This is a genomic window from Lacrimispora sp. YZC11 (assembly GCF_057543815.1).
On sequence record NZ_BAAJYQ010000020.1, the window covers coordinates 634,809 to 651,407 of the forward strand.

Here is a 16,599-nt window from a genome sequence, read left to right on the forward strand (position 1 = left end):
AAGATGAATTTCAAAAAGGATTTTATATGGGGGACCGCGACTTCCTCGTACCAGATCGAGGGAGGCGCACAGGAAGACGGCAAAGGCCTTTCCATCTGGGATGTATTTACCCGGGAGGAGGGAAAGATTTTTGAAGGACATACCGGAGAGTTGGCCTGTGATCATTATCACCGGATGAAAGAGGATGTGGCCCTTTTGGGAGAGCTGGGAGTGAAAGCCTACCGGTTTTCTATATCCTGGTCCAGAATTTATCCAAAGGGCTGTGGCACGCTAAATGAGAAGGGATTAAAGTTTTACTTGGATTTGGTGGATGAATTGTTGAAATACGGGATAACCCCTTATGTGACCCTTTATCACTGGGATTATCCCAATGATCTGGAAATGCAGGGCGGCTGGCTGAATCCGGCCAGTCCGGAATGGTTCGCCTCTTATACGGAGACCGTAGCTAAAGCACTGGGAGACCGTGTGAAGCATTTCTTTACATTCAATGAACCCCAGATATTTACCTGGCTTGGATATGATAAATGCATTCATGCTCCCGGCATCAAATATCCGGCGGAAAGAATCCTTATCATGTGCCGCCATATTGCGCTGGCCCACGGGAGGGCAGTGCAGGAGATAAGGAAATGGGTACCGGACAGCGAGGTTGGTTATGCGCCTACCTGCGGCAACGCTTATTGGCCTGTTGAGGAAACGGCTGAACTGATCGATGCAGCCCGGATTCTTCAGAATTCCTTTGGGGAACAAGATTGGATTTACTCATCAGCATTCTGGAATGAACTGATTATTAAAGGGAAATTCCATGATCAATGCAAAGAACTGTTTGGTCCGATTCTTCCGGACATAACGGAAGAAGAACAAAGACTCATCAGCCAGCCTCTGGATTTTTGCGGGATGAATTTATATCAGGGAACTTCAGTAAGCCATGACAGCCAGGGAAATCTTTTACTTGGAAGGCTACCGGCCGGACATGGAAAGACCGGGATGGGGTGGCCGATCACACCAAAGGCCATGTACTGGGCGGTCCGCAATTTTTATGAGACTTATGGGCTTCCTCTTCTGATTACGGAAAATGGCATGTCCGCTCTTGACGTAGTTTCCCTGGACGGGGGTGTTCATGACCCTGGCCGGATTGATTACCTTCACCGCTATTTAAAAGAGCTTGAGCGGGCAATTGCAGATGGTGCAGATGTTAGGGGGTATTTCCTTTGGAGTTTTTTAGATAACTTTGAATGGGAAAAGGGGTATGACGACAGATTCGGAATTGTTTTTGTAGACTATGACAGTCAGAAAAGGATTCCCAAGGACAGTTTTTACTGGTACCGGGATCTGATAAAGGAAACGATTCCTGGTTGATACGAAAAAGTGCGGTCCCATATTCGGGAACCGCACTTTTTTCGTATTTTTTTATTTATCCATTATCTTTATGTCTTAAGATTCAGTCGGATTTTCTTCCTGAACGTTTTGTGTTTCCTCATCCTCAATGCTTTCACCCTGGGGGGTAAAGGTTATATGCATCTCGTTGCCGATGTTGTCCCTGGCAGTAATGGTCAGATTATCCTTTTTCAGTTCAAAGGTCACAAGTCCTGTGCTACGGTCTATTGACAGGGGAGAAATATCTGTGTTGTCCTCATCGCAGCCGGAAATGGAGGAATAATCCACGCCGGACTGGCTGTCTTCCAAGCGGAAGGATAGAACTCCGTCTTTAAATACTTTGTCCTTAATACTTGGTGGCGTATCATCTAAAACATCCACCTGTTCATATAAAACGGTCTTCATTTTGTTAAAGGATATAAGCTTTACTTCAAGCACTCCGTTGTTTTTAAGGATGGCGGAATAGGTCTTAAGGCCTGTTTTCGTCATTTCAACAGGAGCACCATCTAAGGCCACTTCCATGCTCTTCACAGGAAGCAGGGATTTGATCTTAAGGTCCATGGTTGTGGATATATAATCACTGCTTTCACCGATCGTAATCTCGCCCTTTGGTTTGGACGTCACCAGAAAAAAGATCAGGCCATTTATAACGATGAAAGGAAGCACATAAAACAGAAGGACCGATAGAAAACCGTTTTGCCCTGCATCATTCCTGCTGCCGGAGCGCGTTTTCCTGCGGTTTGATCTGATTTGGTTGTTATACTGGTTCATACTGATTCCCTTTCCTCCTGATGGTTTTTACGACTATAAGCATATCAGAAAATGTTGAATCTTACAAGATTATCTGTTAAATCGTAATAATTTAATTTATTCTTACAGAATGAGCTTTACGAGCTATATCTGAACGGCTGGCGAAAGTTGCAGGTCCAGGCCAGGGTGCAGAATAATCATAGACGAGTGGAAACGTTGTGGATGAACTTTGAGCCGGTAGGGCAGATGAGACCTGGAGTCAGAGACAGGCCATGAAGCGGTGGCGTCGGCGCTGCAACCTGATACGTAAAATTTGGATTTAACGCATTAATATTGATAGCTAGTATAAATTATGTTATATTCAAAAAGAACGAAAAGGTATAGGGGGAGAGGGAATGGAAGATATTAGTTTCGAGGCCATAACGGACAAAGATATTGTTGAGTTGACAAGTATTATGAGAGAATCATTTAATCAAGATTCAGCGGTTAATTTAGGGAATGGTGTGAAGAATGGTCCTCCGGGATATGATAATGGTGAATTTTTGAATAAGTGGGCTTTGCATAACGATAGTACATCATTTAAGATACTCAGATCAGATGAGTGTATCGGAGGTGTGATCCTTTGGATAACTGAAAAACAGATAAATAAATTAGGCTGCTTATTCTTAAAACCAAAGTTGCAAGGTAGGGGAATGGGAACATATTTGTGGAATTGTATAGAAAATATGTATCCGGAAACAAAAATTTGGCATACAGAAACAATCGGGTATTCCATGAGTAACCATCATTTTTATGTTAATAAATGTGGCTTTAATATTATTAGCATTGAGGAACCTTTTAACAAATTAGAACGTCAGTTTATAATGGAAAAGAAAATGAAATAAAAAGGGTTATTTTAAAACATATATAGAAGACTACTAGCTATCAGTATGAAGCTAGTAGTTTTTTTATTGTATTAAATCCAGAATTAGAATTTAACGTATTAATGTACATTGGAAACTTAATATTGATAGTTGGTAAGTAAGATGGTATTCTATCCACAAAGCTGCTTATATTATACGGGGGGAAATATTTTATGAAAGTTGTATTTTTGATTGGAAATGCGTCTGTTGGAAAGATGACAGTTGGACAGGAATTGATGAAAATTACAGATTTACGTTTGTTCCATAACCATATGACAATTGAGCCAGTAATTGAAATCTTTGGTTCCTACAACGGGAAAGTAGTTTCTCGTTTAAGAGAAGTGATTTTTGAAGAATTTGCTGCATCAAATAATTACGGGATTATTTTTACTTATATGTGGGCGTTTGACCAGCAGTCTGATTGGGATTATATTGAGCATGTCAAAGAAATATTCAGGCCATACGAAGCTGAATTTTATCATGTTGAACTTGTCGCTTCAAGAGAAATACGTTTGGAAAGAAATGTAACTGAGAATAGATTATGCAACAAGGCATCAAAACGTGATATTAGTATTTCTAATCAAAGATTAATAGGTGATGATGAAAGATTCCGGCTGGTAAGTAATGATGGGGAAATACCGTTTGATAATTACATTAAGATTGATAATTCATATGTTTCACCTGGTAAGGTTGCTCAAAAAATAAAAACACTGTTTACATTATAGCATGAAGCAACAAAACTGAATATATAAAAACTACCTACTATCAGTATTATGTACTGACCTCCAATAAGTTAGATTTTTTGGTCTAACTTATTAGGGTCAGTACAGCATTAAGCTGGTTGTTTTTTTGTATTCAAAATGAAGAAAGTTAATGCACAAAACTGAAATTTGCTTGAACCTTTAGATAATTAAAAGAGCCATGAAAATGATGCTATGGCTCAATAATAGTCACTTATTATATACGTCTTCTATCACATATTCAAATGGAATTGAAATGTCACAAGGAGCAACTGAATAATGGTGGGATTCAATGATCGGAATACCTTTCTTAATTAAAAGATTTTTATTATTGGATTTCCAACATGTCCAGAAAAAGTTTTTACCCTCTGAACGGGAAGGCGATGGTTCGTCATCACACCAAAGAGTAATCCATTCCCCCTCAGGATGATCATTGGTTTTTAATTTTATGGACATGTTTATATCGACCCATAAAAGAAAACCTTCCGGTACATATGGAGCACCTCCAAGTAGAGTGGTATTTGATGGAGCTTTTGAAACTTTTGGCTCATCTGCGGTTTTAACTAGTGCTGTTTTAACTACAGATAATTGTTCAGGATGCATTGCGAGGAACGGTGAATCATTGATATCAGTAGTTTTAAGTTTATTCGGTTTACTCATAACATTGCTCCTTTTTGACTGTAAAAAAGTTCCGATTTTATCATACGCATTTAGAAAAGATTTTGTAATTTTTAAATGTTCTAGCTATTTTAATTAGGATTTTACGGTTTACTGTACTTTGAAAACTTAATATTGATAGTTAGAAGGGGTTGTTGTATTATTAAACAAAGTATATCGGAATTAGGAGGGTTAACACAATGAAAAAGCATTTAGAGTTAGTTGCCAAATCGTATGATAAAGGAATTGATTTAGGACGAAAAGGGATTGATTCTTATCAGAGTCTTCCTCCACATATTACAAATGATCCTAATTATCCTTTGTATCTGAAAATGCGGATGAATGAAACACTCTCAGACAGCAGTCAAAAAGAAATAGTGGAATATCTATCTCCCAAAAAAGGCATGAACTTTATTGACCTTGGGTGTTGTTTGAACTTAATGTTTCGAGGATATAATGAATGGCCATCAACGTATTATGGAGTTGATATAAGTGAAAAGACCATAGAACTGCTGCAAGAATTTGTCCACAAGAATAATGTTACGATTGGCTCTTTATATTGCGGCAGTATGCATGAAACACCATATGCTGAAAGTTTTTTTGATATTGGTGCATGTATTGGTTCGCTGGAATATTTTGAAAAGGACTTTGTGGCGCAGGCAATTGCAGAAGCTCATAGGATAATGAAACTAGATGGTAAATATATACTTGATATTCCAGATGCAGGAAGTCCTGAATTTCAAATTACAGCACTTATTGAAGAGCATCTGGGCCGAACTGATCGATATAATATATCGAATAATGAATTTGAGACAATGTTGATGCCATATTTTAAAGTAATAAAAAAAGAGAAGATGGGGCCTATGATTCAATACTTTCTTATTTGCACCAAATAAACAATAGAGAAAATTTGCTTAATTCCAATTTAATAATATTAATCACCTACTACTAACTATCAATATTGGTTTAGTAGTTTTTTTATTGCTATAAATCAGGTAAACTGATGTTAGACCGAGAAAGAAGGGAATCAAACCATGAATAGAATGAAAAAGTAATATCAATCATTGCATTAGTTGCCTTGATGGCAAGTACGGAGGCAGATAGAGAATCCTCCAATGTATCCCAAAAAGCGGATAATTTCAACTTGATCCGGAGGCTGACTGTATTAAATGCCAGGACTGGCAAGCAGTTGTTTGAACTGGTCAGTGCATTCTTAATTACGCTTGACAGTAGCCGTATTATTGCCGTTGTGGAAACTGGACCGAATGAATACGAAACATTCCGTAGGCTTAAATGACTGGACACTATGGGTAATTGAAGACGTTAGCGGGGCAAGTGTAGTTTTGTACAAGTGAAGATAATTCCTAAAAAAGCCATAAAAAAGGAGGGCCGGCAAGATTAGGGAAATCCTGCCGGCTGTATGAAAGAAATTTACTTAAAAGCTGTTCTGCAAGGCGGAATCAGAGGTTCTTGTCCTCTGAACCGTATTCCATGCATAATTGGGAGGAGCATAGAAAGATGATATTTTAAGTGGACTGTTGCCAATATTAACGATGTTATGCCAAATGCCGGCGGGTACAAATATGGCATAATTAGCAAATGCGAGATATTGTCCGTACATTGAGAATTTATCTTCACCTAGCTGAATTAAGCCTAAGCCTTCTTCTATTCGTAAAATCTGGTCGTGATCAGGGTGGGATTCCATACCAATACTCTCATGAACAGGAATGTTCATAAGAGTAACCTGTAAATGGGTTCCTGTCCATAAAGTCGAACGGAAATTATCGTTTTGCTGTGCTGCCTTGTTTAGATCAATAACAAAAGAGTTCGGTCCGTAATCATAGGGGAAGGTTGGTATATTAGCATCTTGATTAGAGTTTTCTGAATTAGACATGCAGTAAGTCACCTATTATATATTTTATACTAATATATGTGACATAAATATCACTGCTATCAAAAAATCAGGAATTTCTGAAAAAGAAGAATGTGCTGCGTAACATAGATCCACCTTTTATTACCTGCACGTACCAGGAATTAGTCCGGCAATGTATGATAGAATTAAGAGGAGCTGTTGGAAACAGTAATCCGCAGCCGGGCAGAGGTAGTGCTTTCCGGGTATGTTTGTGAGCTGTATGTGGGGGAAATTGCAGATTCCGGCCAGAAAGCAGAACGGTCTTCCGTGGATAGAAGTGTTATGATAGAACTTTTGGTTGGTGGATCAGATGAGGCGGGGAAATTAGAATTTGATTGATGTAACTGACTTGAAAATTTACTATTGAGCGTTTAGCAATTTTTCGGTACGATAATTTTATTGATTATGCGGTTATTGCTACAGCTAAAACATGGGAAAGATATAAAAACGAAATCATGCCTGGTCAGAAAGATGCAGATATAAACTTCATTCATACATACCAAAAAGAAGGATACGGTTTTTCTTTTGAAGAATCATTAAAAGATATAAACTTCGATAAACCGATTGCTGTAATAACAGGTAAACAAGACGATTGTGTTGGTTATGAAGACGCATGGAGATTATAAAGCATTTGCCACGTTTAACTTTTGTGTGTCTTGATAAAGCAGGACATAATCTTCAAATAGAAAATAAACCACTATTTGATTTACATTTTCATGATTGGTTAAATAACTGTAATTAAAGACATTATGAAATAATCTTCTAACTACTATGGTCAGCAGTTTTTATATCAAAATTGCTTTTACACGAAATTACCTTACTGGCTTCGAAAATTCCTATTAATATTTAAAGAATTATTGTTCCTTGATAATTGAATATTGATAATTGGTGTGGTATAGTAAAAGAACATTAGTTCTATATTTGGAAAGGAGATTTAAAAATGATTAAAAGAATGCCGACTCATTGTGGAGATGAGACTTGTTCGTCATGTGTTGTTGCAGGAGATCATATTTACCTGGCTCATCATGCAGGTGGGCAAGACAAGGAAGACATTGAATATCAAATGCGAAAAACATTTGAAAGCATGAAAAAAACGCTTGCTTCTGTTGATGCTACTCTTGATGACGTGGTGCAAATAAACCTTTACCTTAGAGATATTAATGATTTTCGATTAGCCGCTGATGTTTTCAAAGAATATTTTAAAAACGGAGCGCCTGCAAGAATGACAACAACGACTGAGTTTGTTGGACAGACTTGTTTATGCCAGATGGATGGCATTGCATATAAACCATTACGGTAATTTTGATAGTTAATAAGTTTAGTGATATTTTATTTATAAGGATCTCTTGATTTACTACAAAGCAAAAAGGAATAATAAAAATGGAAAATTGGTTTACACTCAATCAAATTGATACGGATACTCACATTATCAGCGAATACCGCCATTGGGAGGAAACGCACTGCTACCTGCTAGAAGGTGATGAACGATGTTTGCTCATTGACACCGGGCTTGGCGTCTGTAACATTTCCGAAGAAGTGAAAAAGCTGACAGATAAACGGGTAACTGCTGTGGCAACACATATCCATTGGGATCATATCGGTGGGCACGAATACTACCCGGATTTCTACGCGCATGAGGCGGAACTAAACTGGCTGAACGGCGAATTCCCGCTGACAATGGATACTATCCGGAATATGGTCGTAGATCGCTGCGATTTGCCGGAGGGTTATAACGTCAATACTTACAAGTTCTTTCAGGGAATGCCTACACGGGTACTACATGACGGTGATACCATCGATTTAGGTGGGCGCAAGATTACTGCACTACATACACCGGGACACTCTCCAGGGCATCTGTGTTTTTGGGAAGCGCAACGTGGATACTTATTTACCGGCGACCTTGTCTACAAGGACACGCTGTTTGCGTACTACCCCTCCACCGATCCGCAGGCATATCTCATGTCGCTTGAAAAGATAGCGGCATTGCCCGTGAAAAAGGTATTTCCGGCTCATCACAGTCTGGACATTCAATCGGAGATTCTCGGCCGTATGCGAGACGCTTTCCGCCAGCTGAAAGACGATGGCAACCTTCATCATGGTAGCGGTACCTTTGATTACGGCGATTGGGCTGTCTGGCTCTGATATACATTCTGATTTGTTGAACATGTTATCGCATAATGAGCATAAAGAGCGCCGGAAGCAGCTAGTACAAGCACAGAGGATAAACTTTGCAGAGGCTGCTGGCAGTATTAAAAGATAATAAATATAGAGACGCTTAGACGTCTCTTTTCTGACACCCCAAACGACACTTATCCACAATAATGTGGAAACAATTGTGGATTAATTGTTAATATCTGAAAATACGACACAAAACCTCAAATTAATACAGGTTAGAAGTGCTTTTATACACAAATTCGAGAGTGAGCCTTAAGGAATTAACAGCCAAACAGAAAATCTTCTGCCCATAGTACCATGGGTAAAGGCCTGCAGCATCCGGCAATAATCAGTTGGCCATGAAATCGAAGACACTCACTCCTGATCAGGAAGGTACACTTTCTGGCTGCCTTTGGATCGTGAAGCTAGGGAAGCAAAAAGTCTAAAAATCACGGTTTTATCATGAATCTTACAAGATCATCTATTAAATCTAAATAATTTGTGTTAAGATATTAAGGAAGTTCGGTCCGCCTTTGGCTAACTGAACGGCTATGCCTAAGAATGAACAAAAGGAGATTCAGTATGGTCGAGAAAGCTGTTGCATTTGCAACCAAGTCCCATGAAGGAACCTTTCGGAAAGGGACGAAGATTCCCTATATCGTCCATCCTTTAGAAACAGCAGTCATCGTTGCGCTTATGGTAACGGATGAAGAGCTGATCTGCGCCGCGCTTCTTCATGATGTGGTGGAGGATACGGGTGTTACAGAGGAAGAGCTTAAAGAAAAATTCGGACTTCGGGTGGCTGAACTGGTTATGGAAGAAACAGAAGATAAAACGAAGTGCTGGAAGGAGCGCAAATGCGCGACACTTGATCATTTAGAAACGGCTTCCAGAGAGAGCAAGATCCTTGTTCTGGCGGACAAGCTGAGCAATTTAAGATCGACCGCGAGAGACTATTTTTTAGTGGGAGATGATCTTTGGCAGCGCTTTAACGAAAAAGATAAATCAGAACACGCCTGGTATTACAAGGGTGTCGCAAAGCGACTTACAGGCCTTGAGGAGTTTCCTGCTTATCAGGAATATATAAAATTGTGCGAAAAGGTTTTTGAATAAAATATGGACAGATACAGAAAAAAAGGCAGGGCTTAAATTTGAAAAAGCTCTGCCTTCTGTTAATCCGTATGCCAGGACCCTTACAGGGTTTTTGCCCGGTCCGCAATGTTTTTGTGAAAGTTGATGACCTGATGCTCGTAGGTCTCTTCCATGAGTGGAGAGGTGATGATGAAATCAGCAGTCGCCCTGGTGTTGGCAATGGGGATGTCGTATACCTGGGCAATGCGTAAAAGCGCTTTCACATCCGGGTCGTGAGGCTGCGCGGTGAGAGGATCGGAAAAGAAGATGACCAGGTCGACCCTTCCTTCCACAATCTTTGCGCCGATCTGCTGGTCACCTCCCAGGGGACCGCTGTTATAGCCCTTTACGGGAAGGCCTGTCTGATCAGTGATCATCCGTGCCGTCGTTCCTGTACCGCAGAGAGTATGCTTTTCCAGAGCCGTCTTATGCTCCGTACACCATTCGATCAGTGCGCGCTTTTCGTTGTCATGAGCGATCAGTGCGATGCTTTTTTTCTTTTCCAGTGTGAATGTAATAAAGTCATTTGATAACATCCGGTTCCTCCTGTAAGCAGCTGCTTCCTGTATGTATCCTTAGCAATAAGGCTTAGTTTGGTATGATACTCTGCAATGAATAAGTAATGGAAAGATCTTTTCTTGAATATTCTCTTTTAAAGTTCTGAATAATGCGCTTTAAGACTAACTCACCGTTTTCATAGGTTGCCGTGGGCAGAAGTAAAAGGTATTGGCTTACGCTGTAGCGGCAGAAAATATCTCCCCTGCGCAGGGATTTGCGGATGGATTCTCCAAGCTCATCCATTGCCCGTGTCTGAACCGCAGGTTTTAGAAGCTCTCCCTTTAAATTGCTGATGGTCAGAAGGCATAGGAAAATAGAGTCACCGGTACGCTGGATCGCTCTTGTCTCCAGCTGATAGATGTCTCGGAACACGGAGGGTTCACAGCAAAAGGCCCCGCTGTTCGTACCGCCCTCTGAAAGGATCTCCTGTATGGTACTTAAATCCATGGTAATTCCATGTTTCTTATCACTGATTAGCTTGTATAGATCTTTAAAGCGAATGGAGGGGGTGATGGCAAATTCGTTATAGAACATGTCGGTCACATGATGGTAATGCTCCATGGCCATAAGCTGGTTTCCACTTTGGTACAGTGCGTAGACTAAGTAATAATGAGCTTCCTCACTGTAGGAATCAATGGCAATGGCTTTCTGGCATACATCAATGATAGTGGGATAATCCTTTCTTTTTTCCAGAAGGAACAAAGTTTTTTGGATCAGTTTCTGATAGAGCGTGTGATAATAGGTGTGAATCGGTACAACCCAGGATTCCCACTCGGATTTTGGTAGAAAATTTCCCTTATACAGGGCAAAGGCTTCCATGCAAATGGATAAGCGGTCATCTTCGGATAGGCCGGGTGCCTCCAATCGAACACACAAGTCTTCAAAGAGGTCGGTATCACAGACCGTTGTAAGGTCCTTTGTCCAGCCGTAGGCCTTGCGGTTCTGGAACACCAGCTCTTGTGTGGGATATTCCAGAGGCTCTAAAAGTTTGCGTACACGGAACATTAAGGTCTTTAAGGCTCCTGCCGGGTTATTGCTGGCTTCATCCTTCCAAAACAGGTCAATAAGTTCTTCTACAGGAATATCGCGGCCTCGAAACGTAATAAGATATTCTAAAAGGCTCCAGGGTTTTTTTGCCTGATTATTCTGGTCTACGATTGTCCTGTCCCCCATGGATATGGAGAAACCTCCCAGCATATTTACATGAATGATAGATTCTTGATTTTTCATAAATGTCTCCATATTAACATTTTCTTATTTTAGTATATAGAAAAAAAGTGGAAAAGTCTAGCATTGCTTATAAAAGATTGTGATATTTGTAAAAATAAGGTATACTAAGGGGGATTTAAAACCTTAATGAAAGCAGGAATGAGCATGAAAAGTAAAAAATTGGCCTTTGGCATTCTTATCATGGCCGTTATTTTTCTGGCTGTGGGTGTAGGAATGCTCTATTCTGATTTTAAAACGAGAGATCATGCCGAACAGCAGTATGAAAGTCTTGCGGAACTTGCAAGGGAGACTACAGCTGGAGAAAGGTCGGCCAGCGTCCCGGAAGCAGAAACAAGCGCTGCCTATGCTTCCCCCATTGATTTTGAGGAACTGGAAAAAATCAATCCTGATATCGTGGGCTGGATCAGGATCGAGGGTACGGTAATCGACTACCCCATTGTACAGACGGATAACAATGAAACTTATCTGGATACGGATTTTGAAGGCAAGAAAAGCGTGGCCGGAGCCATTTACCTTGATTATGAAAGCGAACCTGATTTTTCCGGCAGGCATAATATAATATACGGGCATCACATGAAGAACGGATCCATGTTTAAGGACATCATAAAGTACAAGGATGAGGCTTTTTTTAAAGAACATCAGGATATATTTATTTATACGCCGGAGAGGGAATACCACTTAAAGCCCGTCACAGCCCTCTATACGGATCCCTCTTCCATACGCCGGAAAACCGTGTTTGAAACAGAGGAAAGTTTTCAGGCATATGTGGAGGAGATGACAAAGGGCGGCCTGTTTTTGCAGAAACCGGTAGAACCGGTGAGGCAGCTCTGGTCTTTTGTAACCTGCAGCTATGAGTTTAATGATGCAAGAACCATTCTATACGCCTGTGAAGTGCCTCAGGGTGAAGATTAGAGGGTTATAAGCATACATATTGTTCTGTATAATCTGCAGACAGATGAAAGGAAGATATTATTATATGGGAAAATATTTTGGAACAGACGGTTTCCGCGGGGAAGCCAATGTAACGCTGACGGTGGAGGATGCATTTAAGGTAGGCCGTTTTTTGGGCTGGTACTATGGGCAGAAGAATCCGGAAGAAGTATGCAGGATTGTCATTGGAAAAGATACAAGACGCAGCAGCTACATGTTTGAATATTCTCTGGTGGCGGGCCTTACCGCATCAGGAGCCGATGCATATCTGCTTCATGTTACCACTACTCCAAGTGTATCTTATGTAGTACGCACCGAAGGATTTTCCTGCGGAATCATGATTTCCGCAAGCCATAATCCCTACTATGACAATGGGATTAAGGTAATTAACGAAAAGGGCGAGAAGCTGGAAGAGAGCGTGATCCTGGAAATTGAAAAGTATCTGGATGGTGAGATCGTTGAGCTGCCTTTGGCAAACCGTGATAAGATCGGCCGTACCGTAGACTTTGCCGCCGGAAGAAACCGCTATATCGGTTATTTGATTTCCATAGCCACCAGATCCTTTAAGAACAAAAAGGTAGCTCTGGACTGTGCAAACGGCAGTGCTTCCGCCATAGCTAAGAACGTTTTTGACGCCTTGGGAGCTGAGACCCATGTGATCAGCAATGAGCCCAACGGCTTAAACATCAATACAGGCTGCGGCTCCACCCACATGGAACAGCTTAAGAAATTTGTAAAAGAGGTGGGAGCTGACGTGGGCTTTGCCTATGACGGAGATGCGGACCGGTGCATAGCCGTGGATGAGAACGGAGAAGAGGTGGATGGAGATTCCATCTTGTACATTTGCGGCAAGTATATGAAGGAACAGGGGACCCTTAAGAATAACAAGGTGGTTACCACCATCATGTCCAATTTCGGTCTATACAAAGCCTTTGAACGGGAAGGCATTGAATATGAGAAAACTGCAGTAGGCGATAAATATGTATATGAAAATATGGTGGCAAACGGAAACTGTCTGGGCGGGGAGCAGTCCGGCCATATTATTTTCAGCAAGCACGCTACTACGGGAGACGGTATCTTAACTTCCTTAAAGGTGATGGAAGTCATTCTGGAAAAGAAGGAAAGCCTTGGGAAGCTGGTTTCCGAGCTTGAGATCTATCCCCAGGTTCTTAAAAATGTCCATGTACACGATAAGACGGCGGCCCAGGATGATGAGGCGGTAAAGGCTGAAGTGGAAAAAGTGGCGGAAAGTCTTGGAAACAGTGGAAGGATTTTACTCCGCCAGTCCGGCACAGAGCCGGTAGTACGGGTCATGGTGGAGGCCGCTGACTTAAATACCTGCGAGAACTATGTGGATCAGGTCATAGAGGTAATGAAAGAAAAAGGCCATCTGCTTTCCTAGAAGATAGTTAAAAGAATAGAAAGTGATCCAAAGTCCGGAGAAGCTTCCGGTTTTGGAGGCTTTCTATTTTTTTGCAGTTATGCATAATTGTAAATCAGGACAATTCATGATATGATTATAGTCTGATGCAACAAATTGTTTTTGGGAGACCAGGGAATATGGATAATAGAGAATTTTCAAATTTAGGAGACCAGATCAGGGATTCGGTGCAGAATGCCATTGACTCCATGGATTTTAACCAGCTGAACAGGACCATATCCGATACAGTTAATTCTGCCCTGGAGGAAGCCAGGAGCCAGCTGATTAAGGGGGCGGAGTTTGGAAAGAAAACACCGCCGGGCAGCTTTAGCAGCCAAAGCGGCAAAAGAACGGAGACATACCGGAAGACTGAGTGGAGCGGAGCATCGGCCCAAAGAGAAAGCCGTGAAGACGGACCGGGTTACCGGGCATTTCAGACCAGCCGGGATGTTCAAAAAAGAACGGGTGATGGTCAGGGAGAGTTGATACAGTTAAATCAGACGGGCCGTGTATCGAGTATTTTGTATACGGTGTTTGGAAGCATTGGCATCGGCGTGATCCTGATTCTTCTTTTAGTCGTCTGGATTGTGGCTCTGGTGGTGAAACCGGTCATCTGGGCGGTGGCAGGAGCATCCGTGTTCTTGCTCCTGTTAGGCGGCGCATCCGGTTTCATGCTCCGAACAGGAATTGCCATCCGGGACCGGTTAAAGAGGGCCAGGATTTATGCTAAGCAGTCAGGAAAGCGGATGTATTGCAGCATAGAGGAACTGGCGGTAAGCATTGGCAGATCCCGTGATTTTGTATTGAAGGACGTCCAAAAGATGATCAAGCTTAGAATCTTTAAACAGGCGTATCTGGATGAACAAAAGACATGCCTGATCTTAAGTGAATCCACTTACAGGCAGTATCTGGAATGCCAGAAGGCCCTTAAGGAAAGAGAGATTGAAGATGCCAGAGAAAAAACAAAAGAAGATACTCCTTCTGAGGAAATAAAACAGATGATGGCCGACGGCCAGAATTATTTAAGGATATTAAGGGAGGCCAATGACGCCATTCCGGGGGAAGTGATTTCCCAGAAGATTTCTAATCTGGAACATGTGATCCGCAGGATTTTTGAATCCGTTTCCAAGCATCCGGTACGGATCGGGGAGATGGAGCGCTTTATGGAATATTACCTTCCCACAACAGTAAAGCTGGTAAACGCATACCGGGATTTTGACAGCGTAGGATCCCAGGGAGCCAATATCTCTTCCGCAAAGGCGGAGATAGAGAGAACTCTTGATACTATAAACCAGGCCTTTGAGCGGCTGCTTGATGATCTTTACCAGGATGCCGCCTTGGATGTTTCCACAGATGCTTCGGTAATCCAGACTATGTTAAAAAAGGATGGCTGGGCGGAAAGTGACTTTACAGGAGGTATGAAGAATGAGTAAGGATATTGAAGAGATGTTAAAGGAAGCGCCGGAACTGACACTGTCTCCCCTTGGGGCCGGTGGAATGGAAGAAACCCGGCTGGTGCAGACGGAAAGCGTTCTTAAAGAGGTGGAGGAAGTACCTGCAGCCGACTTAACACCGGAAGAAGAAAGACAAGTTACTGACTTTGCGGAAAAAATCGATTTAAGGGACTCCAATCTGATCCTTCAGTATGGAGCCGGAGCGCAGAAAAAGATTGCCGACTTTTCAGAAGCAGCCCTTGATAATGTAAAGACCAAAGATCTGGGGGAAGTGGGCCAGATCCTGTCAGAGGTGGTTGTAGAGCTTAAAAGCATTGAAGTGGAGGAAGAAGAAAAGGGCCTTTTCGGTCTTTTCAAAAAAAGCGTAAACCGGGTGGAAGGCATTAAGGCCAGGTATGCAAAGGCAGAAGCCAATGTAGGCCAGATCTGCAAGGTCCTTCAGAACCATCAGATCCAGCTGTTAAAGGACATCGCACTTCTGGATAAGATGTATGACTTAAACACCACGTATTTCAAAGAACTTACCATGTATATCCTGGCGGGGAAAAGGAAACTTGCCAGGGTGCAGCAGGAAGAGCTGCCGGCACTTTTGGACCGGGCGGCGAAAAGCGGGCTTCCGGAAGATGCCCAGGCAGCCAATGACTTGTCTTCCATGCTGAACCGTTTTGAGAAGAAGCTTCATGACTTAGAGCTTACACGCATGATATCCATTCAGATGGCTCCTCAGATCCGTCTGGTTCAGAACAATGACACCTTAATGACGGAAAAGATACAGTCCACCCTTGTGAACACCATTCCTCTGTGGAAGAGCCAGATGGTGCTTGCCATCGGAATCAGCCATTCCGAGCAGGCGGCAAAGGCCCAGCGAGAGGTGTCGGATATGACCAATGAGCTTTTAAAGAAGAACGCAGAGGTATTAAAGACCGCCACCATTCAGACGGCAAAGGAATCAGAACGGGGAATCGTGGACATGGAAACCCTTAAGAAAACCAATGAATCCCTTATAACGACTTTGGATGAAGTGGTCCGGATCCAGGCCGAGGGCAGGACAAAACGCCGGGAAGCGGAAGTGGAGTTAAGCCGGATGGAAGGCGAATTGAAATCCAAGCTTTTACAGCTTAGCAAATAACAAAGGTAAAAAGACTTACAATAGAAAATTAATTTTTCTGTTGTAAGTCTTTTTTAGTCGTGCTATAATAACATAACACTTCACCGTGACACACTATCAGAGCACGGTATGTGATTTTAATGCAAAGGAATGATGAAAGATGGGGTTAGACCTGTAAAAGCCACGTTGTTCATTGTCAAAAGATACAGCGTGATTTATCGACTCCAAAGCCTGCGTTGAGTTTTTTCCTATTTCAGAAAATACCCGGTGATCTGCCGG

19 protein-coding genes are annotated in these 16,599 nt (G+C 41.9%); 14 read left to right on the forward strand and 5 right to left on the reverse strand.

The annotated features are described in order from the left end of the window. The first annotated feature begins 3 nt into the window (after positions 1 to 3). Complete coding sequence (locus AC27IJ_RS24380) at positions 4 to 1,356, forward strand: GH1 family beta-glucosidase (RefSeq protein WP_312441314.1); 1,353 nt, start codon at positions 4 to 6, stop codon at positions 1,354 to 1,356. A gap of 75 nt (positions 1,357 to 1,431) precedes the next feature. Here AC27IJ_RS24380 and AC27IJ_RS24385 read toward each other — a convergent pair whose 3' ends face one another. Beyond that, positions 1,432 to 2,145: a hypothetical protein gene (locus AC27IJ_RS24385; protein WP_312441315.1), complete on the reverse strand. Its 714-nt coding sequence runs from the start codon at positions 2,143 to 2,145 to the stop codon at positions 1,432 to 1,434. 374 nt (positions 2,146 to 2,519) lie between these two features. Here AC27IJ_RS24385 and AC27IJ_RS24390 point away from each other — a divergent pair, with 374 nt between their 5' ends. Together AC27IJ_RS24390 and AC27IJ_RS24395 are read left to right on the forward strand one after the other, a co-directional pair. After that, complete coding sequence (locus AC27IJ_RS24390; protein WP_487151173.1) at positions 2,520 to 3,008, forward strand: GNAT family N-acetyltransferase; 489 nt, start codon at positions 2,520 to 2,522, stop codon at positions 3,006 to 3,008. A gap of 191 nt (positions 3,009 to 3,199) precedes the next feature. After that, complete coding sequence (locus tag AC27IJ_RS24395) at positions 3,200 to 3,751, forward strand: DEAD/DEAH box helicase family protein (RefSeq protein WP_312441318.1); 552 nt, start codon at positions 3,200 to 3,202, stop codon at positions 3,749 to 3,751. A 225-nt stretch (positions 3,752 to 3,976) separates the two neighbouring features. On the opposite strand, the gene AC27IJ_RS24400 is transcribed toward AC27IJ_RS24395, so the two are convergent. Further along, on the reverse strand, positions 3,977 to 4,426 hold the full coding sequence (locus tag AC27IJ_RS24400) for a hypothetical protein (RefSeq protein WP_487151175.1): 450 nt from the start codon (positions 4,424 to 4,426) through the stop codon (positions 3,977 to 3,979). Positions 4,427 to 4,623: 197 nt separating this feature from the next. On the opposite strand from AC27IJ_RS24400, the gene AC27IJ_RS24405 reads away from it, so the two are divergent. Beyond that, complete coding sequence (locus AC27IJ_RS24405) at positions 4,624 to 5,319, forward strand: class I SAM-dependent methyltransferase (RefSeq protein ID WP_487151177.1); 696 nt, start codon at positions 4,624 to 4,626, stop codon at positions 5,317 to 5,319. A gap of 185 nt (positions 5,320 to 5,504) precedes the next feature. Further along, complete coding sequence (locus tag AC27IJ_RS24410; protein ID WP_487151179.1) at positions 5,505 to 5,720, forward strand: beta-sandwich lipoprotein; 216 nt, start codon at positions 5,505 to 5,507, stop codon at positions 5,718 to 5,720. A 138-nt stretch (positions 5,721 to 5,858) separates the two neighbouring features. Here AC27IJ_RS24410 and AC27IJ_RS24415 read toward each other — a convergent pair whose 3' ends face one another. Further along, positions 5,859 to 6,317, reverse strand: a complete 459-nt coding sequence (locus AC27IJ_RS24415; RefSeq protein ID WP_313257258.1) for a cupin domain-containing protein — start codon at positions 6,315 to 6,317, stop codon at positions 5,859 to 5,861. Positions 6,318 to 6,494: 177 nt separating this feature from the next. Here AC27IJ_RS24415 and AC27IJ_RS24420 point away from each other — a divergent pair, with 177 nt between their 5' ends. The 5 genes from AC27IJ_RS24420 to AC27IJ_RS24440 all read left to right on the forward strand — a co-directional run bounded on the left by AC27IJ_RS24420 (position 6,495) and on the right by AC27IJ_RS24440 (position 9,602). After that, positions 6,495 to 6,674, forward strand: coding sequence for a hypothetical protein (locus AC27IJ_RS24420; protein ID WP_313257260.1), 180 nt, complete (start codon positions 6,495 to 6,497; stop codon positions 6,672 to 6,674). Between the two features lie 116 nt (positions 6,675 to 6,790). Further along, the gene (locus AC27IJ_RS24425) at positions 6,791 to 6,961 is read left to right on the forward strand and encodes a hypothetical protein (RefSeq protein ID WP_487151182.1); all 171 of its coding nucleotides are present in this window, start codon (positions 6,791 to 6,793) and stop codon (positions 6,959 to 6,961) included. 314 nt (positions 6,962 to 7,275) lie between these two features. Next, entirely contained in the window at positions 7,276 to 7,635 is a 360-nt protein-coding gene (locus AC27IJ_RS24430) for a RidA family protein (RefSeq protein ID WP_312441327.1), read from the forward strand. An 80-nt stretch (positions 7,636 to 7,715) separates the two neighbouring features. Continuing rightward, the gene (locus tag AC27IJ_RS24435; RefSeq protein ID WP_487151184.1) at positions 7,716 to 8,477 is read left to right on the forward strand and encodes an MBL fold metallo-hydrolase; all 762 of its coding nucleotides are present in this window, start codon (positions 7,716 to 7,718) and stop codon (positions 8,475 to 8,477) included. A gap of 594 nt (positions 8,478 to 9,071) precedes the next feature. Continuing rightward, positions 9,072 to 9,602 (forward strand): HD domain-containing protein, encoded by a 531-nt coding sequence (locus AC27IJ_RS24440; RefSeq protein ID WP_312441329.1) that lies wholly within the window; start codon positions 9,072 to 9,074, stop codon positions 9,600 to 9,602. A gap of 80 nt (positions 9,603 to 9,682) precedes the next feature. On the opposite strand, the gene AC27IJ_RS24445 is transcribed toward AC27IJ_RS24440, so the two are convergent. Continuing rightward, positions 9,683 to 10,156 (reverse strand): methylglyoxal synthase, encoded by a 474-nt coding sequence (locus AC27IJ_RS24445; protein ID WP_312441331.1) that lies wholly within the window; start codon positions 10,154 to 10,156, stop codon positions 9,683 to 9,685. A gap of 52 nt (positions 10,157 to 10,208) precedes the next feature. After that, positions 10,209 to 11,408 (reverse strand): AfsR/SARP family transcriptional regulator, encoded by a 1,200-nt coding sequence (locus AC27IJ_RS24450; protein WP_312441333.1) that lies wholly within the window; start codon positions 11,406 to 11,408, stop codon positions 10,209 to 10,211. A 144-nt stretch (positions 11,409 to 11,552) separates the two neighbouring features. Between AC27IJ_RS24450 and srtB the strand changes: the two genes are divergently transcribed. The 4 genes from srtB to AC27IJ_RS24470 all read left to right on the forward strand — a co-directional run bounded on the left by srtB (position 11,553) and on the right by AC27IJ_RS24470 (position 16,341). Further along, positions 11,553 to 12,320: a class B sortase gene (gene srtB / locus AC27IJ_RS24455; RefSeq protein ID WP_312503985.1), complete on the forward strand. Its 768-nt coding sequence runs from the start codon at positions 11,553 to 11,555 to the stop codon at positions 12,318 to 12,320. A 64-nt stretch (positions 12,321 to 12,384) separates the two neighbouring features. Beyond that, positions 12,385 to 13,740, forward strand: coding sequence for a phosphoglucosamine mutase (gene glmM / locus AC27IJ_RS24460; protein ID WP_312441336.1), 1,356 nt, complete (start codon positions 12,385 to 12,387; stop codon positions 13,738 to 13,740). Between the two features lie 158 nt (positions 13,741 to 13,898). After that, positions 13,899 to 15,191 (forward strand): 5-bromo-4-chloroindolyl phosphate hydrolysis family protein, encoded by a 1,293-nt coding sequence (locus AC27IJ_RS24465; RefSeq protein WP_312441337.1) that lies wholly within the window; start codon positions 13,899 to 13,901, stop codon positions 15,189 to 15,191. After that, the gene (locus AC27IJ_RS24470) at positions 15,184 to 16,341 is read left to right on the forward strand and encodes a toxic anion resistance protein (RefSeq protein ID WP_313152925.1); all 1,158 of its coding nucleotides are present in this window, start codon (positions 15,184 to 15,186) and stop codon (positions 16,339 to 16,341) included. Before AC27IJ_RS24465 ends, AC27IJ_RS24470 begins: the two co-directional genes overlap by 8 nt. Positions 16,342 to 16,599 lie beyond the last annotated feature (258 nt).